The following is a 22,746-nucleotide window of genomic DNA, read 5'->3' as shown; positions in this document are numbered from 1 at the left end:
CAGGCCTCTTTCTATTTATAGCAGTGATTTTTTGCTCGTGATATCGTTACACTTTGTTATTGGTGTATAAAATTGGACCAATCGCTACTATCTTCGTAATCCATCAGTGGGTCAGCCTGTGTGCCTGCAGACCATTGTCCAGCCAACATGCTCAAGTCCATTTGCATGTGTTGACGTGTTATTTCTGTCATCTCATTGCTGAAACCAAGATGGTTAGACTGGATGACAAACTGAAAGCAGACTACTCTAGCAATCATTCTTCCCAAAGTTACCATCTGACGTTGCTTAGGCTGGTCAGCGATATTAATATCTAGGCTGGCAGCAAATACTCCTGCAGCATGTCTTGTCAGTTCATATCCCTTGAGATACTCCAACAGGCTGTTGACTTTTGTTTTACGCATCGTACGAACGATCGCGTCGGCTACTTGTGAGTAAAGCATTTCGTTAGAGCCTTCGAATATCTGGAAAGGTCTGCTGTCCACTACGCTGCGTCCGGCAATGTGATCCAGTCGGTATCCATTTGCACCAGCTAATTGTAATGCGATCTGTGCAGACTCTTGCATAAGGTCTGTAACCAAGGCTTTGACACTGTTGGCATCTACCGCATTTCCAAATAAATCGGCATTAATAGAACTCATGCCACTACTGTACGAACACATAGCCGAACATATGGTGAATGCTGCCTGGATACGCGATAACTGAAATTTAACAGCGTCTATCTCACTTAAAGGCTGTCCTGATACACGTCTGGTTTTACAGTGCAATAAGGACTCGTCCAACAGACGCTTTATGAAGCCCATTCCCATACCTGGGAATTGCAGCCTGCTGCGATGCAAGGTGTCCAGCATCAACTTAATACCTGTACTTTCGGCAATCAGTTTTTGATTGGCAGGGACTTTAATATCGATATCATTTAGGCCATAAGGAATAGCGTATAGACCGAGGTTGTTGAATTTCTTTTGAACAATTATCTTTTGATCTGCAATCGCATTATCTGTTACGAAAAAATCTATATCCCTTGCCAACTCTCCATTTGCCACGGTTTTGCGGGCAGTAACCAGCCAAAAATCAGCGGCTCCTGTCAATCCTTGCCAATGCTTTTGTCCCTTGATACTGTAGGTATCACCTTGTAAATCATGGGCTGTGCGCATATTGAGGGCATCGCTACCGTATCCAGGTTCGGTGATCATCAGCCCACCCATTGCCTTGTCTTCCAAAAAACGCTTAAAAACACCGGCATGCAACGATGGATCAGCATATTTGGCAAAAGGCTCTAGAAATAAAGCAATATTGATCCCAAACATGAGTGACAGTGACAGCGATTCGTAGGAGGCTGCTGACAGTACACCGAGGCATTCTTTGACATGTACACCTCTGCCACCGTGTTCTTCCGGAATAGCTACCGACAAAGGATTCATGGCCATAATTTCACTCAGGAACGTAGGAGGCAAGCCTCTTGACAAGCTGATTGAATTATAATCATACTCTGTATTAAACAAACTAGATAACCGTTCCTTGAAGGATTTTATATACAGATTGAAATCTTGGTGTACACCGGTTTGCTTCAAAAGATTAAGCATAACAAACGTTTTTTTAATTGAAAATGTGGATCGGTAAACATAGGTTATGGTCTAGCACAAAATCAAACACTGTTCTTTTATTTGATCAAAAGGAATAGACATGTTATCAACCTAGGTGTTCCCTCCGTTTGATACAAATGTAGCTTATTCTATAGATATGCGCGTGTCTAATCCCGTATCAATGCTAGGACAAATCGTGCATTCGGGGTTGGCGCTATTTTGCACTATTGCGGTATTCGGTAGGGGACATCCCCACTACTTTTTTAAATACGCGCGAAAAATAAGAAGGATCCGAAAAATCCAGTTCATAGCAGATGTCGGCTACGCTCTTGTTGGATTCAAAAAGCAACAGTTGGGCGTGCATCACGGAAATTTCCAAGATAACTTCCTTAGACGATTGCTTGAATACGGAAAAGACACAGCGGTTTAGATAGTTTGTCGATACCGCTAGTTTATCCGCATAAAAGCCTATATGTTTGTGTTTTTTAAAGTTCTTGTGCACCAGACGTTTGAACATCATCGCGATTTCCTGGCGTCTGCTCAGTAATTTGTCAGAGGATGACAGTTTGATAACTTTTAAAAGGATAGACTTTAAAAGTGTGTCGTTGAGTTCCTTGTAAGCATCTGTAGCGTACAGCTCCTTGTACAGAAGTTGGCATAGCAGGTTGATATCGGTGCTGTCTTCCTGAGACAGGTCGATGAGGGGAGAAATGCTGAAAATATTCAGAATTTCCTGCGCTCTGAAAATGGAAGTCATGGCACTTTCATTGATCAGGATACAGTGTCCCTTGACCGATCTATCGGCAGTCTTTACAGCGGAGATGTTGCCATAGCTGCTGATGAGGATTGCTGGCGCTTTGACCATGTATTCTTTGGGGCCGATCTGATAGGTAAAGTAACCTTCTGTAAGGTGTACCAATAAGTTGTAAGCTAAGAATATAGGCGGTGTCGGAAATTTGATGAAGGGAGCGATCTCGTTAAGCTGGAATACCTTAACAGGAAATTGCTTGTACTTTAAATGATCTAGGCTGCCGACCATGAACCGCTCTACATACTCGTCGGCATTTACTTGTTTTTCCATTATTCTTATACGCTTATTGACTCTAATTGCCTACTGTCTAAAACTAAAAAATCTTTCTGACATATCCGCAGCACATTTGTTTATAATTATCGGACCAGGACCATCGCTTTGCTCTAAGTGGGATCGTTGATGCGAAAAGTGTAAAATTAACTTGCTTTAGAAAAAAAGCGGTTACTTTTGCAGGTAACTAAAAAAGAACGATTGTTGATGGATTATTTTAAAAATCTGGCTGGACTCTTGCAAATAGAATTATCACACGATAGGGCAGAACATGAGCTTCTGTTATCAGGTAGAAGTACAAGCGATCGAAAATCGCTAGGCATGACTTGGTACCCTGTGCAGATCTCAGATAGCGGACTCGGTCGTGGTGATTACCTGCAGGTGACTTTTAATAAAACCAATGATTTTGAAAATAGTCACAGATTCCGCTTTGGAATGCCAGTAGCGCTTTTTTCTAATTATGATTCGCAGCAAGACCGTATTCATGGTGTCATAACTTTTGTAAACAAGCATCAAATGCGGGTTTCTTTCCGTACAGAAGAACTGCCCGAATGGGGGCGTAAGGGCAAACTTGGGATAGACCTCATGTTTGACGAGAACTCGTACAGAGAGATGAACAGCGCAATGAAAGATGCTGAGATTCTTGCCAATGATCCTGTAAAGGGAAGCCTTGTTCGAAAGCTGATTGGATTGGAATCGTTAAGCCATACAGAAGAGTTAGATCACAGCTTTGAAGATATGGCATTAAATTCCAGTCAAAATCAAGCTGTGCAGCAGATCTTGTCAGGAGGAGATCTGACTATCCTGCACGGGCCTCCTGGAACAGGCAAGACGACGACATTGATTAAAGCTATTACGGCTTTGTTGAACAATAGCGGTCAACAGTTGCTGATCGTGGCGCCGAGCAATACCGCTGTGGACGTACTGGCTGAACGACTTGATCGCTTAGGTGTAAATGTGCTGCGCATAGGTAATCCGGTCCGCGTATCCGACAGATTACAGGACTTGACACTTGAAGAAAAATCGAGTAAGCATCCTGGATATCGGGAAGTGAAGGCATTAGAAAAGCAAGCTCGAGCCTATACAGATATGGCTCATAAATATAAGCGTAGTTTTGGGCGGGCCGAATACGAACAGCGGAAAGCGTTGCTGAATGAAGCTAAGAAGATAAGAAAAGATATCGATCGTATGCAGGACTACGTCATAGAAGATATCTTGAGCAAAAGTCAGGTTATTGCCGCGACTTTGGTTGGTGCCAACCATGCCTACATCCGCGACCGTCATTACCATACGGTTATTGTCGATGAAGCAGCTCAGGCATTAGAACCCGCATGTTGGATACCAATATTAAAAGCAGACCGCTTGATCCTGGCAGGAGACCACTGTCAGTTGCCTCCCACAGTTAAGTCTGAACAACGGGAGAGCAAAGCGCTGTTTCACACCCTGTTTGAAAAGTTGGTAAAGCTGTATCCCGAATCGGTTTCCTTCTTGGATACCCAGTACCGAATGAACCAGCAGATCATGGCGTATCCAGCAGCAGTCATTTATGAAGGAAAGTTAAAAGGTGCATCCACTGCATCCCAATGGACATTGGCAGGAGATGCCAAGCCCCTCATGTTTATCGATACGGCAGGCACGGGTTTTGAAGAACAGGAAGAAGACGGAGCGATCTCCAATAAAGAAGAAGCCCATTTTTTGATAAACCATCTCTGCGGTCTACAGTCGGATCTCGTTAGCAATAGTCCGAATACCCCTTTACCAAGTATTGGTATTATCACCCCTTATCGCAGGCAGGCTAGTTTATTGAAGGATATGCTGGCCGAAAGCGGATCTCACGAAGACATAGATATCCAGATCAATACGATAGATGGTTTTCAGGGACAGGAAAAGGATATCATATATATCAGCCTTGTACGTAGCAATACAGCAGGCAATATCGGTTTCCTATCAGATGTGCGACGTATGAATGTTGCGATGACCCGGGCCCGGAAAAAGCTTGTGATAATAGGGGATAGCAGCACCGTCGGACAACATATCTTCTATAAGGAATTCTTTGATTACGCAGAGTCTGTAGAAGGGTATCATAGCGTGTGGGAGTGGAGCTCTATGTAAGCGTTCAGTATTTTTCTAGTGTATTTCGAAAGATCCGGCTGTTTTTTGGGGTGTTGCAGTTTTCTCCTTGACCTGCGAGAGCGGGGAGCTTTTCGTCGCGATATCATGCGGAGGACTTTCGACCGTAGGCAACCCTACCGTAAATATGGAACCTTTATTAGGAGTACTGTTGATATTGACCACTCCTTTATTGCGTTCGATCAGATCCTTGCACAGGACCAGCCCCAGTCCAGTACCCGGCTCATCCACTGTACCCAATGATTTGCGCTGTATTACATTGAACAGCAGGGCGGATGTGGAGGGTTGAATTCCTATTCCTTGATCTTTGATATGGATATATGTAAAATGTTTGTCCTGTGAGCTGAAAACACCGATTTCGCCGGTCACATAGCTGAATTTTATAGCGTTACTGATAAAATTGCGTAAGATAATCACCAAATGGTCCTTATTGACCATGACCTCTTCCTGCTCTTCGATGTCCACTGTTACCTTTAATTGCTTGACCGTAATCTGTTCCTCAAAAGCAAGGAGAATATCTACGATTACAGGCCTGACAGCAATAGGAGATGGTGCTGCAGCCATTCCTCGAAGACTGCTGCTGCCCCATTGCAATAGATCATCCAGCACTTGATTCTGTTGGACTATACGCAGGTGTAATTGTCTGATAAAATCAGCCGATACGCTATTGTCCAGGACCTGCTGCTCGAGTGCCAGTACCATGGTCTCCAGTGTGGCAAAAGGACTTTTGATATCATGTGCGATGATAGAGAATATTTTTTCCTTATCCTTGTTGATGGCTTGTAGGGTCTGGCGCTGATCTTCGATTTTTCGCATATTGCTGTAGATAATCTTCAGAAAAAAATTGACCGACACTACAATGAAGATAAGCGAACAGATAATGTTGTATAGTACCCGAAGCACCGGGACTGGCTGTTCGAAAGAGTTTAGATCTGGGTATATATAGATCAGTATCATAGCCAAGGTGACGGCTAGCGCAAAAAGCATGTGGATACGTCGATCTTCATACAGCAATGTAGAAGAAATCAGGATGCACAGCAAAAAATATTCAGCTCCATTCTGATAGAGCATGGCGCCGGCAAAAAAGAAAATAAAGTTGCTTCCCAATAACATGAGTTTGGCATAATTATGCTTGCGGTGATATTGAAAGAAGAGAACAGCAATATCACAGAGACCATTTGACAGGTTTATCAGTGCCAATAGTGGCCGCTGCTCTACAAAATTGGTAATAGAAAAATAGAAAGCAGGAAGGATACAGAGCAATGCAATGAGATTGACCATATGAGCTCGCTTAAAATCCATATATGACATAGACGTATCGGTACCGATATGCGTTAGCATATTCCAATAATTTTGGATACGTTTCATAGGCCTATTATTCAGTGTGTTGGTATAATGATAATAGTAATTCTATTTTTGATTATTTCTTTTTGGAAGTTGATGTAGTAAATGATTAGGTTGGTATGCTGCTGATTTTATAATTTAGAGTATCTCTTTGATCAAATATAAGCAGCAAATCGGATATTAGTAAAGAAAAATAATTAAAAAACTACACTGTCATGAATAATTCGAATACACAGGACCAAAGGATCGCAAAGATGACGTTTGCTTCCGTATATCCCCACTACCTAGCAAAGATAGGACGAAAAGGAAGGACGCGTGAGGAATTACTGCAAGTGATTGCTTGGCTGACAGGTATGGGCGATAGTGAAATCTACGATGCAATTCGGGACAAGTTGACTTTTGAAGAGTTCTTTGAGAAAGCCACACTGCATCCTGATGCCTGTCTGATCAAAGGGGTAATCTGCGGTTATCGCGTTGAAGAGATCGCTGATCCGTTAACGCAAAAGGTGCGTTATCTGGATAAACTGGTCGATGAACTGGCAAAGGGTAAGAAGATAGAGAAGATCCTGAGAACGCAATAAGCACGAATAGGTATATTTATACCCGTTCGTGCTTATAGACAGAAATGCTGTTATATTCCTTGAAAGACAAAAGGTTTGGCGTTTGCAAACTGCATGGACGTCTCTCCCGCATAAATTTGGTTTTTGTCCAAAGCAAGCTTCTTAACATTAGCTTTTTTGTCGAAGTCCAGCTTCTTGAAATCTACCCATATCGCATTGGGACTTAATGCATCTTCAAAATAATATACCAGATTCTTTTGGTCCGAAACGGTTCGCCACCGTGTTGTCGAAAGATTCGGAAATCCTTCGGTAGAAATACCATAAGGTACTGAACATTGCCTGATGACACTGAATGCACCGGCGACGGCTACTCGGGTATTATCCGTTTGTGGAATGGCAGTGATATAATAGGAAGCGCGAACAAATCGATCTACTGCTTTATTGGTGCCCGGCAGGAAGATGTTTCCTGGAATGGTTTTCCAATATTTATTGATAGCTAGCTGCTCTTCGAATGTAGGATCATTGGTCATGACCGTGTAGGAAGTGTCATGATGGATCACGAGCTTGCCGTCAATATATTCAAAAATCGCATTGTCACCGTTAGCATCTGACAGCGACAGGTGTACCGTGGTAAACTTGTCCGTGCCAGGGATAAAATCCGTGACAACCACGAAATCTTCTTTGCGCAATTCTTGGACGGCTTCGGCTACGGTGCCAAAGTTATCCAGGGCATACTGTGCCCATAGGGATATGGCCAAGCCTTTCTTTCCTTTCCCATCTTTTTCAAATTTAGGATACTGAGAACTGACAAGCCAGAGCATATTGGCTACCAATCCTTTTTCATTCATACCATCGGATACGGCGATGTCCCAAGAGCTGGTGACTACACTTCCATATTTCGATGTCCATTTTGCTGTGTTGGTACCAGTAGCGCCATCGCGTGCGATTCCCCGAGGAAATACCCACATGTTGGCCGCTATTTCAAGTGAAAAGTCCATACTGCGGGCGGTTATTACCGTGTTGTTGGGACCTTTGTAGACTACACGGGTGCAGGCCTCTGTTTTAAGGCTAGGGGTTAATAGGACAGCGGCCAGAGCTACTGTGCAACTGATTTTTCTTCCGATGTTTTTCATATACTTAATTTGTTACTGACTGCATTCGACAATCATGATGAGCCAAATTACAAAAAATGCGCCATTTTTAGAGGTGGGCTATATTTCTATTCGTGTTTTCAATTTAGAATGTGGGAAGATTAAATAGTACTGTTCATTAAGGTATAATAAGTTTACATTTGTACTATGAAAAAATCAATTCTAATCTTATTCTGTTATATAGCTTGCATAGGTTCACTGTATAGTCAAAAAATGATGACCGCCTGGCCGGACTCTATTGCCACCGGAGATCGAGGAAAGTTTCATGTGCAAGGGGGGGCGATAGACAGTATAAATGAATGTGTCTACTTCTCGTTTACCAACAGTTTGATTAAGATGGATTTGTCGGGCAAATTGATCGGCAGCGTGGTCGGATTTTCCGGACACTTGGGCGATCTTGATTTCAAAGATGGAAAAGTATACGGTTCTCTCGAATATAAAAGCGATGGTATAGGGCAGGGCATCAGCAAGGAACTGGGGGTAGCTGTTTCAAAGCAAAATGGATTTTACGTAGCTGTTTTTGACGGCGCTAAGATTGTACGTCCCGGTATGAATGCCGAGAAGGAAGATTTGCTAAAGACAGTGTATCTGGCTGAACCCGTCATAGATCACGAATCTTCGGTCAGGGTAGGTGCACAGATCAAGAAGCATCGCTATGCGTGCTCGGGTATCGATGGGCTTACTTTTGGGCCTGCTTTTGGTCACCCAAAAAGCAAAAAAGACTACCTCTACGTAGCATATGGTGTGTACGGTGATACCACTAGAAATGACAACGATCATCAGGTTATTTTACAGTATGATATCAAGGATTGGGATAAATATGGACAGCAACTTTTATTAGGCAAGTTGCATCAGTCGGGACCCAAAAAACCAAAGGCAAAGTATTTTTTAAAAACAGGAAATACGACCTATGGTATTCAGAATCTAGCCTATGATAGTTATACCGGTAATTTTTTCGCTGCGGTTTATAAAGGAAAGAAATCCATCTATCCCAATTATGACCTGTTTGCCATCGATGGTAAAAAGAAGCCTACAAAGGGAATCATCCAGTCTGATAACAAGGAAGAAAAAGTCGCTATCTTACATTTGGCCGAAGGTGGAAATAAGGATATGAATTCAGGTATTTCAGGATGGCATTTTGCGTGGGGCGCTACCGGTTTATGTCCTATCGGCAATGGATGGTTCTATATCTCCCATAATAGAAGAACCAAAGAGGGGCAGCAGCAAAGTACGATTTATAAATACCAATGGTCTGGCGATGCTAAGAAACCTTTTAATTTATAGCGTTTCTATTCCAGGTACAGCCTTGACCTGATCAAATATTCAGGCCTCTTGATATAGCTTTCTATCATGAGCTTCGAATTGTTTACCTCGTATTTGAAAGCAGTTTTTTTACCATTGAGGTTTAGGTATATGGAATCCTTGGATAACGTATAGCTTCCATTGCCTTCGGGCGACTGGAATGAGCCGTCCGGTAGAAATTGTACCGTTACATTCTTTACCGAATCCAGCCGCTCTCTGCCTTCCTCATAAGGCGTATGATCCAGGTTGAAATAGGTCATCCGTTCGGCTACCAGTTGCCATTTTTTATGCAAAGGGTGTTGTTGCCTGTTGAAGGAAAGAAATATTATACTTGATAGGACAGTTAGAAAACAGAATAACCTCATAATAGCAAATTTAGCATTATTGAATCATCAAATTATATACCACATTTGATAACCTTTAAAAAAACACCCCGAAGTGGGGATCTTCAGGGATTTTTTGCCTGTTGTGGTTTCTGAAGATTATATGATTTTTTTTTGTTATAATTGCTGTAACTTACTTTTATTGGATCCAACCTATAGATTAATGATAGCCTATTCTGAACAGCGTGAAGAGATATTGTTGCAACTTGTTAAAGAGGACGATTATCAGGCTTTTGAAGAACTATATGCCAGACATTTCGACCTACTAATAGGTTACGCCTACAATGTAACGCGTGATAAACATGTAGCAAAGGATATTATTCAAGAAATTTTTACATGGTTTTGGAGCAACAGATCCTTGTGGAAACTCACCACATGTAAAGGTTATTTGCTTACGGCAGTAAAGTATAAAGCTGTAAGTTATTTTAGATCATGTAAAGCCCAGGATGTTTTTTTTCAACAGATAAGGTCTATCCCCTCAAAATACCAAGACGACAGTCTGTATTTTGAGGCTAAACAACTAAAGGAGTTGATCGAATCTTTAGTTGAAACCTTGCCCGATAGATGCAAAGAGGTCTTCAAGCTTAGTCGATTAGAATACTACTCAAATAAGGAAATAGCGAAAAAGATGGGAATTTCCGAAAAAACAGTTGAAGCACAGATGACTATTGCGTTAAAGAGACTGAAAGGTTCTTTGGGCAATTGTTATTTTTTATTGTTTTTTTTGATTTAATAATCAGTGTGTTACTTCTTTTTTTTTAAAATCGAATTATTTCTTTAGGGGTTGCTATTCGTATTATCGCTTTACTATTATAAGTCCATAGTAGGAGATACTCATGTTTAATGTTATATATAGTTTCCTAAGACCGACTATCGGATAGAATCGTAACTTTTTTAAGATTGTATATGCGTAAAGAAGAATTTATAGCGATTGCAGACAAGATTGCGGAAGGTACAGCGACCATTGAGGAAATTGAACAGTATATACATTGTTTAAATTGGCTTGATGAGAACAGTAGTCTTTGGGATGATCTTCCTTCTTTAGAAAAGCGTCAGATTAGAGAAGCTGTCCGTGTTGAACTTTCTAGAAAACTTCATCCAGTGCATACTTCTGTCGAGGTAGAAGGACAAAGCGAAGAAAGATCTTCAGTATCATTCATAACCTATTTAAGACAGATGGTGGCAGCAGCTATACTCCTTTTCTTAGCTTTTGCCGGATTCTATATGTATCAAAGCTATCGTGCTGTTAATAATCATGAAGGTCCTCGCACTATTCAGGAGATCGTACCAGGACATTACGGAGCCACTTTGACTTTGGCTGATGGCAGCAATGTACCTATTAACAACGCAATAAGAGGAAACATAGCCGAACAATCTGGTGTGAAGATCTCGCGAACCCATAGTGGACAGATTCGTTACGAAGTGATGTCCAATGAAAGTGGTCCTATCGGATACAATACCATTAGAACTAGCCGTGGACAAGAGATTCAGGTTATGCTTCCAGACAATACTCATGTGTATCTTAATGCAGAATCATCCTTACATTATCCGACTCGATTTACCAACCAAGAACAGCGGGAGGTTCAATTAACAGGAGAAGGATATTTTGAAGTAGCTAAAGATAAGCGCCGTTTATTTATCGTTAAGAGTCGCGGACAGAAAGTCGAAGTGCTAGGTACACATTTTAATGTAAGCAGTTATGATAATGAACCCATCGTCCGTACCACACTGGTGGAGGGGGCCGTAAAGGTCAATGGTAAGCTTTTGGTTCCTGGTCAGCAGGCGCGCTTAGTCAATGGGGAGTTAACTATTCGAAATACAGATGTAGAGCAGGTAGTCTCTTGGAAAAATGGGTATTTCATTTTCGAAAATGAACCGTTAGAGCGTGTTGTTGATAAAATAAGCCGTTGGTATGATGTATCAGTGTACTATGCTGACGAAGAAGTAAAGCGACTACCCTTTGGAGGCACCATCTCAAAATATGAGGACGTTCGAAAAGTATTGGATATGATAAAGAAGGCAGGACCTGTAAATATCGATTATAAGTCTGGAAAGCTTATAATTAGTTCGAGAAAAGAAAAATAAAAAAGGTGAGTGTTTGCAGCACTCACCTAAAATCTAATTAATAATGAATCATTGCTAATAAAAACAAAAATTTAATCAGACAACCAAAATTATGAATTTTAAACGAAGTTTTAGTATTCGGGAGGTAAGAAGACCCCCGGCAAGAACCGTATTTATGAAAATTAATTTAATGGCTATTCTAATGCTCTATGGACTAGTGCATGTCTCTGCAGGAGGAAAAGCTCAAAAGATATCATTAAAAAAGGATCGGATATCTGCTGAACAGTTCTTTTCTGAAATTAGAAAACAAATAGGTTATTCGACTTTTTACTCGGGTTTTATGTTGGACCGAGAATATTTGGATAATATCAATTTTAAGAATACTCCTCTAGACGATGTTTTGAGCCAGGTTACGTTATCTAAAGGTTGGCATTACGAAATAGATGATAAGACCATTATACTTCATAAATTAGATAGAGCTGTCCAACAACAATATATTCTCCAGGGGATAATAAAGGATAGGCAAGGGAAGCGTATCAGTGGGGCGTCCATATATGTGCTAGGTAGTAATAAAGCAGTGGTTTCTAATGAATTAGGTAGGTTTGGGATATCAGTCAGTGGGGAGGAAAGACTAAGAGTTGTATTTATCGGGTATCGGGACGAGTATATTACAGTCCATGGGAAAAAAGACATAGAAATTGTACTTCAAGAGTCTCCTGCTGAAATAGAAGAAGTACAAATAGTCAGCACAGGGTACCAAAGCTTCGACCGCCGCAAATTTACTGGAGCTGCTACAACCCTTAAGGCTTCAGAAGCAGAACGTTCGGGTATTCCTGATGTATCCAGAATGCTTGAAGGACAAGTGGCAGGCGTATCGGTACAGAACGTTTCAGCGACATTTGGCGCGGCTCCAAAAATACGTGTTCGAGGTTCCACTTCAATAACTGGCGACAATAAGCCCCTATGGGTGGTAGATGGTGTTGTCCTCGAAGATGTTGTAAACGTCTCCAACGATCAATTGGCTACAGGCGATGTTTCCACGTTGCAAGGATCTTCAGTGGCAGGCTTAAATCCAGATGACATTGAAACCTTTCAAGTGCTCAAAGATGCTGCTGCGACTGCGATGTATGGTGCTAGGGCTATGAATGGAGTTATTTTGATTACAACCAAAAAGGGAAAAAGAGGGCCTACGGTGGTCAATTATACAGGCAATTTTACGACCTATCTAAAGCCTACTTATGCCGAATACGATATTATGAATTCGTATGACCAGATTTCCGTTTTGGCAGAGTTGGAACGAAAGGGACTCATTGATTTTGCGATGTTTAAAAACATGCCTAGTTCCGGACCATATGGCAAGTTGGCCGAAGGTCTAGTTACTTGGAAGGATGGAAGACCTTTAATCGATAATACTGTCGAAGGACGAGGTAAGTTTTTGAACAAATTTATTTATGCCAATACAGATTGGTTTGATCTACTCTTTAAAAACTCTCTGATGACCGATCACTCGCTAAATATGTCCGGTGGAGGAGAGAATTCAACATTTTATTTCTCTACCAGCTATCTTAGGGATAATGGTTGGAGTATTGCCGACAATGCCAATAGATATACTTTTAATGCTAGAGGGAGTACGCAGATAAACGATAAGTTACAGATTGGTCTGATTGGTAATGCTTCTATTCGTGATCAGCGCGCACCTGGTACCTTGAACCAGGTGAGTGACGATGTGTACGGTGCTGTATCTCGTGATTTTGATATCAACCCCTTTTCCTATGCTATGAATACTTCTAGGATAGTGAGGGCCTATGACGAACATCAGAATCTAGAGTTTAATACGATGAATTACGCACCCTTTAATATTATTCATGAGTTAGAGAATAACTATGTCGATCTGAAGATGGTAGATGTCAAAGTACAGGGTGATCTTCAATATAAGTTACCATGTAATGTTGTATATGATTTCATCGGGTCTTACAGATATATGAATTCATTGAATCAACATCGTATATATGACGATTCAAACTTTGCTGAAGCTTATCGTGCAGGTACAGCATATGGTGTTAGAGGAGAGAACTCGACGATTGCAGGTGCTAATCGCTTTTTATATAGAGACCCGAGTAACCCGACAGCTTTGCCAGTCTCGGTTATGCCTTACGGTGGGATGTATATCAAGAATACCAATACATTAAAAAGCTTCTATTTTCGCAATAGTTTAAACTGGGAATATGATTTTGGAAAAAATTATCTGCGTTTTTTCGCTGCCCAGGAACTCCGATATCTTGATCGTATTACCGATGATTTTAGAGGCTATGGTATACAGTATGATAGAGGAGGGACACCATTTATAGATCCCAACTCCATAAAAAGGGAGGTCGAGGGAAGTCAAAACTATTTTGGTATTAACCCTTTCTATGATCGATTTATTGCCGTAATGTCCAGCGCTAACTATAGTTATGATTCAAAGTATCAGATAGCTTTGACTGGCCGTATGGATGGATCCAATCAACTGGGAAGTTCTAAAAATGCAAGGTGGCTACCTACCTGGAATATTTCAGGGTCCTGGAACATTGATCAGGAGAAGTTCATGGATGATCAGTCTTTCTTTAATACCCTCACTTTAAGGGGAACCTATGGGCTTACAGCAAGTATGGGAGCAGCCAAAAACTCCAACCTTTGGTTAAACTCAACCAGCACAAAGCGCTTTGATCGAAATACGATAGAACCAAGCCTAACGATACAGTACCTAGCTAACAATGACTTGACATGGGAGAAACAGTATGAGGCAAATTTGGGACTAGAGTCTACATTTCTTTCTAGAAGGTTTAATCTAGTAGTAGATATGTATGATCGTAAAGGCTTTGATCTAATAGGAGGATTTTATACTTCGGCAATAGATGGAGAGTATTATAAAGTGGCTAATCACGCTAATATGAAAAGTCAAGGGATAGAGGTGTTGTTCAAAGCACAGGCTATACGTGGGAATAATTTTAACTGGACAATACAATTGACCAATGCATTCAATAAGACTAGGATCACCCGTATGATCAACAAACCTAATATCTGGAGTTTAGTAGAAACTATAGGTGGTGCTAAAGAAAATTATCCACAGAGAGGCCTGTTTTCCATAGATTTTGCTAAACTGGACGAGATGAAAGGTATACCCAATTACATCAACGACAGAGGGGAAGTTAGTTCGGATATCTATTTGCAGAGTATCGTTACCGATTTTTTAAAATACGAAGGGCCAGTTGATCCAACGTATACTGGAGGTTTGTTTAATACTTTCAAATATAAAGATTTCAGTTTAGGCGTGCTGCTTACTTACAGTGCTGGCAACAAAGTCAGGATGACACCGCGTTACAAGATAAACTACTCTGATTTAAATGCATACTCATATGATTTTATCGAACGTTTTATGCTGCCTTTTGAGACTTTAGCTCCATCTATACCCGACATGCGTTCTGTTAATACTACGCCAGCGGTGACTTACAATGTATATAATTATTCGACTAGACGTGTTGCTGATGGTAGTTTTGTGCGTATGAAGCAGATTACGTTAGGGTATACCCTGCCTAAGCGTATTGTACAGCGCGCAAAGTTAAAAAATGTCTCTTTGCATGCAGTTGCCAATAACCCGTTTTTAATTTATACAGATAAGGCTCTCAATGGGCAGGATCCAGAGTTTTACGGTAGCGGAGGAGTGGCTTTACCGATTCCAAAACAATATACTTTATCTATCAAGGCTACATTATAAAATTATGAAACTATTAAAATCATCCGTATGGATTATCAGTATTATGGGGGGATGCCTTTTTTCCGCCTGTGAGAGTTTTTTAGCTGAAAATCCAGATATGCGTGTCACCCTTGATGACGTGCCTAAGATACGAGAATTGCTCACTAATGCATATGCTAAGGGCTCGTATGTCGCTTTTACTGAATCTGCTAGTGACAATGCTGAAGATAAAGGACCCATAGTAGTCGAAAATCCGGTAAATGCTAATCCCTGGAAGTTTCAGCGTGTCAACTCAAGTGGGCAGGACAGTCCTAATTATTTTTGGATAAAAACCTACCAGGCTATCGCAGCAGCCAATATTGCCATCGAGGCTTATAATAACCTACCTGTAGAGCGACAAATAGATCCATCCGTATTAGGAGAGGCATTTTTGACTAGGGCATTCAATCATTTTATGCTGGTCACACTCTATGCAGCTCCATATGACCCTTTGAGCGCAGCATCACGTCCGGGAATTCCTTACGTAACTGAAGCTGGTAAAAAGGTGATTACAAAATATGATAGGACAACAGTAGCTGAAGTATATGCACGAATAGAAACGGATCTACAGGAAGGTATGGCATTGATTGACGATTCTAAGTATAAAATTCCGAAATTTCATTTTAACAGAGCCGCAGCCTATGCCTTCGCCACCCGTTTTTACCTTTTCAAGCAAGATTACGCAAAAAGTGCCACATATGGTGAAGAAGCATTAGGTCTTAATCTGACAAACCATCTGCGCCCGATTAATACCAGACAGTGGCGTAACCTCACATTTAATGAGAGATTACAGTATTTTGGCAGCGTAGACAATCCATCTAATCTCCTCTTGATCGAGGTCGAGTCCTACCTGTCCAGAAGCTCTCCGGGATATCGCTATGGCTTGACGACTGCATCAAACCAAGAGCTTTTTTGGAATGGTAATGTGACGGGCGACGGAGTTTACGGGTATATTCTTCATGGTAATTCATCCGTGTACAACCATGCCAAGTGGAACGAGCATTTTGTTTACTCTGGTTTACAGGCTAGTTCAGGTAATGCCTATGTCACACATCCTGCCTTGACAGTAGATGAGATGCTGTTAAACAGGGCAGAGTCTTATGCTTACCTAGAGAAGTATGACCAAGCTATTGAGGACTTGAATCAATTTGCTTCTAAGAAAATATTTGATGGGCAGCAGGGAGATACCTATAGTGCTGCATATCGGATTACGTCCGCAAAAATACTTAACTATTATGAGACGACCGATTTAAAATACGGTATTGTACAGGCAGTTCTAGACTTTAAGCGTCGCGAATTTTTATTCGAAGGACTACGTTATTTTGATATACTACGTTACCAAATACCGGTCCTACATCGTACACTGGACAATAACGAGACCTATATATTAGGCCCTAATGACCCTCGCCGGGCTTTCCAAATGCCCGAAGAGGTTGTGCTTTCCGGTATTCAAAATAACCCTATAAACCAAAATTAACTGTTATGAATAAATATATATGTATAATTATCAGTATACTTCTACTAGGGAGCACATCCTGTAGTAAAGAGGAGAGGATGCCGTCGGCCCCTATCGTAGGGCTTGGTGGTACACCGCACGCAATAACCGAACTCGATCGATATATACATGCTCGTTTTGTTGCTCCGTATAATATAGACGTGGTATACCGTTGGGATCCCAATGAAGCTTCGCTCGTCCGTTCTATGACACCGGTTGACGAAAACAAGCTTATGGATATACTTGATATCATCGAAATCGGTTGGCTGAATCCTTATCTAGATGTTGCAGGTGCTGAATTCCTGCGAAAGTATAGCTTTTCGAGATTCTTTATAGGTGGATCAGGAGATTATACCACCAAAGACACTAAAACGGTAGGGGTAGCTACAGGTGGCGTTAAAATTGCGCTCTACGGTATCAATGACTTAGATATGCGCGATGAAAATAACTTCTCTTTCTACCTGTATATTCTTCACCATGAGTTTGCACATATCCTCCATCAGACCAAGTTCTTTCCTAGCGAATGGCTTAACATTCCCGGAAATAACCAATGGTTTACTTCAAATTGGGTACAAACTAGCAACAGTGCAGCGCAGGGGCAGGGCTTTGTTCGTAATTACGCCAAGATGAGTGCTGAAGAAGATTTCGTAGAGACCATTTCTTTCCTCCTCGTCAACGGACAGGACGCATACGACAAGCTTAAGCTTGATAACCCTGCTTATGCAGATATATATAAGAAAAAAGAAGACATTGTGACCAAATTTTATAAGGATGCGGTCGGGATAGATTTCAAGGTCCTTCAGTCAAAAGTGCACGCTTCCGTTCAAACCCTATTATCTTTAAACAAATGAAAGTACATACAGGCCTATTAGTTTTTTTGTTTCTATATATATTATCTTCCTGCTCTAGAAAGTTAGATATGGAGAATATAGAACGTCCAGATACAAAAATAGCTGAGAGAATTGAATGGTATACCGACTTGCTGACTTCCTCACCCGGAGGTTGGATCGGTTATCTTTATCCAGCATTTGGTGGTGGAGTGACGTTCAAGTTTGATTTTGATAAAAACCAACGTGTTCGCATGATAGCACTCTTGAATACGCAAACGGTACATAACGTAAAAGAGAGTTCTTACAGCATCCGTGCGCCTCAGGTTCCCAGTCTGTATTTCGATACGTATTCCTATATACATCAGTTGGCAGACCCTATAATTACCAAATATGGAGGTGAGCGCCTTGTAGGAGCAGGAGGAGACTTCGAGTTTTCGTTCGTCAATGCCAGTCCAGACACAATAAGACTCAAAGGCAATTTTAGAGGAAGTGATTTGTTATTAGTACGTGCAGATCCCACTGGTGCAGAGAACTATTTACGCAATGTTTATACTTTTACTAGCCAGGAGCTTGTCAAGGTAGACCGATTCAAAGATTATTATAAAAAGTTGAACTATAACGGTCAGGACTATATGATCATTATTAACGTGGATAAAAGTACATTTAGTGTCTACTATAACCGTTCGGGTAAACTTCAGTTTTTTACGACCGAGTTTGCCGGTATGGAGAATGGGATCCTATTACGTGAACCTTTTGTAGATGGAGAGTTTAGTATCCAGCGATTTGAGGATTTTGAGTTTGACTTTACACAAAACCAGCTCCAGGTACTCCTAAACGGGAAGGAGAAGATCGTTATCAATAGTCTTTCTGTCCCTCCAGTTATCGATTTGGACGGACCAGCTCAGATATTTTCTAAATACAACAGGTCTTTTAGTACTTATGGATTTAATTATGATGGACAACGTGATTATCATCAGCTCAGTTCCGATCCCTCTTTTATTGGGGCGCACCTGAGACAACGGTATTACATTAATAATTTAGATCGTTTTGAGTTTTATTATTATGACAACAGCAACATGGAGCAAATGTTTTACTATAACCTCCGGAGCTCCATCAATACTCCTGGAGTGATGAAGTTCGATGTATACGCCAACTTTGGAACGGTCCCTTCAAATAGTAGCCTGTTGACAGCTGTCAATAAGTTCAAAGCTTTCCAGGGCGATGCCGGAGGGTTCTATGTATTCACGAGCGGTAATGACGTCTATGATTTCGTTAGTGTAGACGACAGTAAAAAATGGTTTAGATTTTATTAGAAAAGAAAATGAAAAATATAATATACAGTATCTGTTGCCTCTTCTTGTTGGGGTGTGCCAAAGACAATACATTAACTAATTATGAAGCTGATAATGTATTTGATGGAGGTTTTGAAAAGTCAGTTGAATTATCAAAATTGCTTACAGTTGTGGATCATGGTTGGGAGTTCCAGGTTGTTGGAAGTAGGACCAATACCTCTGTACTCTCTTATGGTTATATAAAGTTCGACCAAGAGACCTTTGACTTCGCATTGAACAACCTGCCTTCGTATCGTAAAGTCAAGGTGGGGAACCCTTTTCGTGTCGCAGATAGTTATGCAATGAGCAAGCTCTTCCTTTCCAATGGTACTGGGCAACAGGGATCAGAGTTTACACAATTTGTTCAACAGACAGACCTGATAGATTCTATTTATACGTATTTGGGAAAGCGTAGTGATACATTAGTGTTTGTAGGAGATGACAAAGGACGCGTTCTAACGTTGGTACCCACTAATTCCAGTAGCCAGCAGATTTACAATGATGGGCACTGGCAGACCATTATAGATAATTTTGAATCGTTTATCAATCTCCCACGTTTTTTCTTCAATACTAGTTATAATAGAGAAGAGTTCTTTTTTTATAACGATGAGGCCAATGAAAGACTGGTTTTTCATACACATAAGCAGGATCAGGAAAGCTATACAGCCCACGCAATCAGTGATATTCTGGTTTACGCCGAGAAAATAATGCTAAAGCATCCTGTTTTAATCGGGGACGAACGTTTTCAAGTTCTTGAAGAATGTGATATTCAGCCCACTGGACTCACATTCAAAGGAGGTTTTATCAAGAATGAGAGTGCTCCATGTTATACTAATACAGATGGAGTTTTGGCATTAAAAACACGTAATGCAGGCTCGTTTGCTCCAAATCTGGGATTTTGGACCTCTAAAAAAGGGTGGTCTAGGCGGGGCGAACTGGACTTTATCAAGATGAGTGATATTCGTGCCGATGCTATGTTGATGTACCAGCCACAAACTGCCCTAGAAGGAACTATAATGGTCAATAGGGTTGGGTTCATGTATATTTCATCATCAAATACGTGGATGACATTTAATGGAGATAAAGCCTCTTTCATCAAACAGACTGATAATAATAAACTCACTTTTGATGCTTTCACATGGGAGTGGGTGGGTTCAAGACCTGTCATAGTAAATGAGAAGCATGCTCTGAACATGGAGCTTCTGAAGAAGCCTGATGGCTATATCGTATTACAGACAATTGGTAAGAAGCCAGTGTTGGTTTCTGCATCTGACGCCTTGATATGGGTGATTTACGACGGTAGATAGTAGAAAATTCGAGCGGATCACAGAAGGTATTACCTTTGATTCAGAACGTGTGATAGAAACAAATTAGTTTCAAGATTCAACAAATAGAAGTCACCTGCAATTCATCAGATGCTGTCTGGAGGATTGCAGGTGTTTCTCTTTCATTTTTTACAAACGCTATTCATGAGTACATGTTTCAACTAACCAACACCTATTCGTATACGCTATTCTCCTATTAAAAAAAAGTAGCATCGTCTAACAGATCTTACTTCCGAGTTCAGGTTGGTTATTGTAGCCCCTGATTTTAACGGTTTTGCGAGAGATTTTACGAATCGTTCTCCTTTTTTCAAAGAATCCATCCGAGTTTTTTATCAAGTTTAGAAAACCTAATTCGTGAATCCCAGGCTTTTTGTATAAGTTTACAGCTAACTAATTTAAGAGCTCTTTCGCTTAATCCTAATAGTACATGTATAATGCTACATACCATACAAACGAAGACGCATTGCTTGCTGATTTGGCCAGGGGTGAGCATACGGCGTTCGAGTATATCTATATGGAGTTTCAGCCCGCATTGGTTTTTTTTGCCGGCAACCTCTTAAAGCAAGATAATATGATGTTGGCAGAGGAATTGGTACAAGATAGTTTCCTTAAGCTATATCAGCGACATGATAACTTTAAAACGAGTAACGCTTTAAAATCATTCCTCTATATCTCTACCCGCAATGCATGTTATAACCATTTGGAAAAGCAGAAAGTAAGAAATCGCCACCTGCAGGACTATGTTTATGAATGTGTAGACAGCGAGCAAAGCATTATTCTGGAGATCATGCATACAGAGACCGTCCGAGAATTGCTACAAGCTATAGACACCCTGCCTCCACAATGCAAAACCGTTATCAACATGCTGATCCACGAAGACAAATCCTATGCTGAGATTGCCGAGATATTAGGTGTTACTGTGAGTACTGTCAAGAACCAAAGAGCACGTGCGATATCGTTATTGAAGCACAGAATCTCAGGGCTGGGGATTGCGTTGCTTTTACTTTCTATATAAAAAAATCAAAATCATTTAGACGCATATTCTATTTTCCGGTTTCTATATAAAATGCCCCAAGCAAATATGGAAAATCAGAAGTTCAAGGAGAGCTATTATTTCGCGGGATTGATTCGCCGGAAAATCCAACAACAGTTTCTTTCTCCCCAGGAGGAAGAAGCGTTAAATGCGTGGTGTCAGAAGAGCGCTGCCAATAGAGCCTTTTATGAACGAATGCTGGATGAAGAATACCTTACTCAATCCGTTAAGCGCTATCTATCGACCGACACCAACCATCGCTGGCAAGAATTCCAAACGAAGCACCTCCACAAAAAAAGAAGCAAGGTGTCGTTAAAGCTGATTTGGTCCGCAGCCGCTATACTTCTGCTTTCAGGCATCGGTTTATGGATGACTATAGGTCGAATGCCATACAGCGTTTCCGAGAAAGTCATTACTAGGATAGATGATATCATGCCAGGAGGGAATTTAGCAACTCTTACCATAGATGGCAAAGGCCCAATTGAATTGGACGCAAGCCAGTCAGGCGTGATAGCGAGAGGCGAGGAGGTGGTATATTACGACGGAACACACATCTCAGGTTCCAAAGATGATGATGAAAAAAATACCCCTAAGCATTTACAAGAAGTATATTATACGTTGAAAACCCCTATTGGAGGGACATACCAGGCGACACTATCCGATGGCTCCCGCGTTTGGCTGAATGCCAATAGCACTTTGCGATATCCGGCAAGTTTTTCTGAAAAGGAAAGAGTTGTAGAGGTTACAGGAGAGGTGTATTTTGAAGTGTCGAAGAAAGGATATCATCCATTCAGGGTTAGATCCAAAGCACAGGACATTGTAGTATTGGGAACTGAGTTTAATGTAAATGCCTATAAAGATGAGATAAAAACAACCTTGGTTGATGGAAGGGTTCAAGTCAGAAATCTACAATCTAATCTGACTTACAACTTAGTTCCCGGAGAACAAAGTATAGTCCGGTCTAAGGAAACAGGTATAGAACGTATTAATACAGAGCAGTACGTGTCGTGGAAGGATGGCTACTTTTATTTCAACAAGACTCCTTTCAAAGACGTCATGGAGCAACTGGCACTTTGGTATAACGTAGAGGTCGTCTATAGGGGTAAGGTTCCACAAGAGACATTTTCTGGAGAAATGGGACGAGACCTGACTTTGGGTGAAGCACTTAGACTATTGAACATGTCAGCTATTCAGATTCATCTCCGGGATGGACGTAAACTTGTCGTTAATTAACCTTCAACTTTAAATAGAATTATTATTTAACCCTTTAAAACTTAAAAAAATGAAAGATGAAAAAACATGATAATCAGACCTGAAGCCGCAAGATAAAGGGAAGTGCGCTAACACTTCCCTTAGAAAGTTCGG

Annotated in this window: 17 protein-coding genes; 12 read left to right on the top strand and 5 right to left on the bottom strand. The window is 41.0% G+C overall.

Going from position 1 to position 22,746, the window contains the following annotated elements; translation table 11 throughout:
* Positions 1 to 56: 56 nt before the first annotated feature.
* Together M472_RS33940 and M472_RS33935 are read right to left on the bottom strand one after the other, a co-directional pair.
* Positions 57 to 1,580, bottom strand: a complete 1,524-nt coding sequence (locus M472_RS33940) for an acyl-CoA dehydrogenase family protein (RefSeq protein ID WP_021070374.1) — start codon at positions 1,578 to 1,580, stop codon at positions 57 to 59.
* Positions 1,581 to 1,794: 214 nt separating this feature from the next.
* On the bottom strand, positions 1,795 to 2,661 hold the full coding sequence (locus M472_RS33935; protein ID WP_021070373.1) for a helix-turn-helix domain-containing protein: 867 nt from the start codon (positions 2,659 to 2,661) through the stop codon (positions 1,795 to 1,797).
* A gap of 177 nt (positions 2,662 to 2,838) precedes the next feature.
* Here M472_RS33935 and M472_RS33930 point away from each other — a divergent pair, with 177 nt between their 5' ends.
* Entirely contained in the window at positions 2,839 to 4,773 is a 1,935-nt protein-coding gene (locus tag M472_RS33930) for an AAA domain-containing protein (protein WP_235049501.1), read from the top strand.
* A gap of 15 nt (positions 4,774 to 4,788) precedes the next feature.
* On the opposite strand, the gene M472_RS33925 is transcribed toward M472_RS33930, so the two are convergent.
* Positions 4,789 to 6,159: a sensor histidine kinase gene (locus M472_RS33925; protein ID WP_021070371.1), complete on the bottom strand. Its 1,371-nt coding sequence runs from the start codon at positions 6,157 to 6,159 to the stop codon at positions 4,789 to 4,791.
* A gap of 191 nt (positions 6,160 to 6,350) precedes the next feature.
* On the opposite strand from M472_RS33925, the gene M472_RS33920 reads away from it, so the two are divergent.
* Positions 6,351 to 6,716: a DUF2200 domain-containing protein gene (locus tag M472_RS33920; protein ID WP_021070370.1), complete on the top strand. Its 366-nt coding sequence runs from the start codon at positions 6,351 to 6,353 to the stop codon at positions 6,714 to 6,716.
* 50 nt (positions 6,717 to 6,766) lie between these two features.
* On the opposite strand, the gene M472_RS33915 is transcribed toward M472_RS33920, so the two are convergent.
* Positions 6,767 to 7,828 carry a linear amide C-N hydrolase gene (locus M472_RS33915; protein WP_021070369.1) on the bottom strand — a complete coding sequence of 354 codons (1,062 nt, stop codon included), beginning with the start codon at positions 7,826 to 7,828 and terminating at the stop codon, positions 6,767 to 6,769.
* A gap of 231 nt (positions 7,829 to 8,059) precedes the next feature.
* Here M472_RS33915 and M472_RS33910 point away from each other — a divergent pair, with 231 nt between their 5' ends.
* A complete protein-coding gene (locus M472_RS33910) occupies positions 8,060 to 9,130 on the top strand; it encodes a hypothetical protein (protein WP_021070368.1) in 1,071 nt (356 codons plus the stop codon).
* A 5-nt stretch (positions 9,131 to 9,135) separates the two neighbouring features.
* Here M472_RS33910 and M472_RS33905 read toward each other — a convergent pair whose 3' ends face one another.
* The gene (locus M472_RS33905) at positions 9,136 to 9,513 is read right to left on the bottom strand and encodes a hypothetical protein (protein WP_144062706.1); all 378 of its coding nucleotides are present in this window, start codon (positions 9,511 to 9,513) and stop codon (positions 9,136 to 9,138) included.
* 181 nt (positions 9,514 to 9,694) lie between these two features.
* Here M472_RS33905 and M472_RS33900 point away from each other — a divergent pair, with 181 nt between their 5' ends.
* From M472_RS33900 to M472_RS0122725, 9 genes are all read left to right on the top strand, one after another.
* A complete protein-coding gene (locus M472_RS33900; protein WP_021070366.1) occupies positions 9,695 to 10,264 on the top strand; it encodes an RNA polymerase sigma-70 factor in 570 nt (189 codons plus the stop codon).
* A 173-nt stretch (positions 10,265 to 10,437) separates the two neighbouring features.
* A complete protein-coding gene (locus tag M472_RS0122730) occupies positions 10,438 to 11,616 on the top strand; it encodes a FecR family protein (RefSeq protein WP_021070365.1) in 1,179 nt (392 codons plus the stop codon).
* 154 nt (positions 11,617 to 11,770) lie between these two features.
* The gene (locus M472_RS33895; protein ID WP_158499906.1) at positions 11,771 to 15,349 is read left to right on the top strand and encodes a SusC/RagA family TonB-linked outer membrane protein; all 3,579 of its coding nucleotides are present in this window, start codon (positions 11,771 to 11,773) and stop codon (positions 15,347 to 15,349) included.
* Positions 15,350 to 15,353: 4 nt separating this feature from the next.
* A complete protein-coding gene (locus tag M472_RS33890; protein ID WP_021070363.1) occupies positions 15,354 to 16,844 on the top strand; it encodes a RagB/SusD family nutrient uptake outer membrane protein in 1,491 nt (496 codons plus the stop codon).
* Positions 16,845 to 16,849: 5 nt separating this feature from the next.
* On the top strand, positions 16,850 to 17,713 hold the full coding sequence (locus M472_RS33885) for a substrate import-associated zinc metallohydrolase lipoprotein (protein ID WP_081643157.1): 864 nt from the start codon (positions 16,850 to 16,852) through the stop codon (positions 17,711 to 17,713).
* Positions 17,714 to 17,781: 68 nt separating this feature from the next.
* Positions 17,782 to 19,005 carry a DUF4302 domain-containing protein gene (locus M472_RS33880; protein ID WP_158499905.1) on the top strand — a complete coding sequence of 408 codons (1,224 nt, stop codon included), beginning with the start codon at positions 17,782 to 17,784 and terminating at the stop codon, positions 19,003 to 19,005.
* A gap of 8 nt (positions 19,006 to 19,013) precedes the next feature.
* The gene (locus M472_RS33875) at positions 19,014 to 20,330 is read left to right on the top strand and encodes a hypothetical protein (protein ID WP_021070360.1); all 1,317 of its coding nucleotides are present in this window, start codon (positions 19,014 to 19,016) and stop codon (positions 20,328 to 20,330) included.
* Positions 20,331 to 20,775: 445 nt separating this feature from the next.
* Complete coding sequence (locus tag M472_RS33870; RefSeq protein ID WP_021070359.1) at positions 20,776 to 21,363, top strand: RNA polymerase sigma factor; 588 nt, start codon at positions 20,776 to 20,778, stop codon at positions 21,361 to 21,363.
* 66 nt (positions 21,364 to 21,429) lie between these two features.
* A complete protein-coding gene (locus M472_RS0122725; protein ID WP_158499904.1) occupies positions 21,430 to 22,614 on the top strand; it encodes a FecR family protein in 1,185 nt (394 codons plus the stop codon).
* The last annotated feature ends 132 nt before the right edge of the window (positions 22,615 to 22,746 follow it).

Origin of the sequence: Sphingobacterium paucimobilis HER1398 (assembly GCF_000416985.1) — a bacterium.
GTDB classification, from domain to species: domain Bacteria; phylum Bacteroidota; class Bacteroidia; order Sphingobacteriales; family Sphingobacteriaceae; genus Sphingobacterium; species Sphingobacterium paucimobilis.
Note: the sequence above shows the minus strand (reverse complement) of the source record. Positions and strands in the feature narration are given on the sequence as shown.

Excerpts from the sequence above, each read along its gene's own strand:
- M472_RS33915 (WP_021070369.1), bottom strand. The coding sequence starts at position 7,828 with ATGAAAAACATCGGAAGAAAAATCAGTTGCACAGTAGCTCTGGCCGCT.
- M472_RS33905 (WP_144062706.1), bottom strand. The coding sequence starts at position 9,513 with ATGAGGTTATTCTGTTTTCTAACTGTCCTATCAAGTATAATATTTCTT.
- M472_RS33925 (WP_021070371.1), bottom strand. The coding sequence starts at position 6,159 with ATGAAACGTATCCAAAATTATTGGAATATGCTAACGCATATCGGTACC.
- M472_RS33900 (WP_021070366.1), top strand. The coding sequence starts at position 9,695 with ATGATAGCCTATTCTGAACAGCGTGAAGAGATATTGTTGCAACTTGTT.
- M472_RS33940 (WP_021070374.1), bottom strand. The coding sequence starts at position 1,580 with ATGCTTAATCTTTTGAAGCAAACCGGTGTACACCAAGATTTCAATCTG.
- M472_RS0122730 (WP_021070365.1), top strand. The coding sequence starts at position 10,438 with ATGCGTAAAGAAGAATTTATAGCGATTGCAGACAAGATTGCGGAAGGT.
- M472_RS33890 (WP_021070363.1), top strand. The coding sequence starts at position 15,354 with ATGAAACTATTAAAATCATCCGTATGGATTATCAGTATTATGGGGGGA.
- M472_RS0122725 (WP_158499904.1), top strand. The coding sequence starts at position 21,430 with ATGGAAAATCAGAAGTTCAAGGAGAGCTATTATTTCGCGGGATTGATT.
- M472_RS33870 (WP_021070359.1), top strand. The coding sequence starts at position 20,776 with ATGTATAATGCTACATACCATACAAACGAAGACGCATTGCTTGCTGAT.
- M472_RS33895 (WP_158499906.1), top strand. The coding sequence starts at position 11,771 with ATGAAAATTAATTTAATGGCTATTCTAATGCTCTATGGACTAGTGCAT.
- M472_RS33875 (WP_021070360.1), top strand. The coding sequence starts at position 19,014 with ATGAAAAATATAATATACAGTATCTGTTGCCTCTTCTTGTTGGGGTGT.
- M472_RS33935 (WP_021070373.1), bottom strand. The coding sequence starts at position 2,661 with ATGGAAAAACAAGTAAATGCCGACGAGTATGTAGAGCGGTTCATGGTC.
- M472_RS33910 (WP_021070368.1), top strand. The coding sequence starts at position 8,060 with ATGATGACCGCCTGGCCGGACTCTATTGCCACCGGAGATCGAGGAAAG.
- M472_RS33920 (WP_021070370.1), top strand. The coding sequence starts at position 6,351 with ATGAATAATTCGAATACACAGGACCAAAGGATCGCAAAGATGACGTTT.
- M472_RS33880 (WP_158499905.1), top strand. The coding sequence starts at position 17,782 with ATGGAGAATATAGAACGTCCAGATACAAAAATAGCTGAGAGAATTGAA.
- M472_RS33885 (WP_081643157.1), top strand. The coding sequence starts at position 16,850 with ATGAATAAATATATATGTATAATTATCAGTATACTTCTACTAGGGAGC.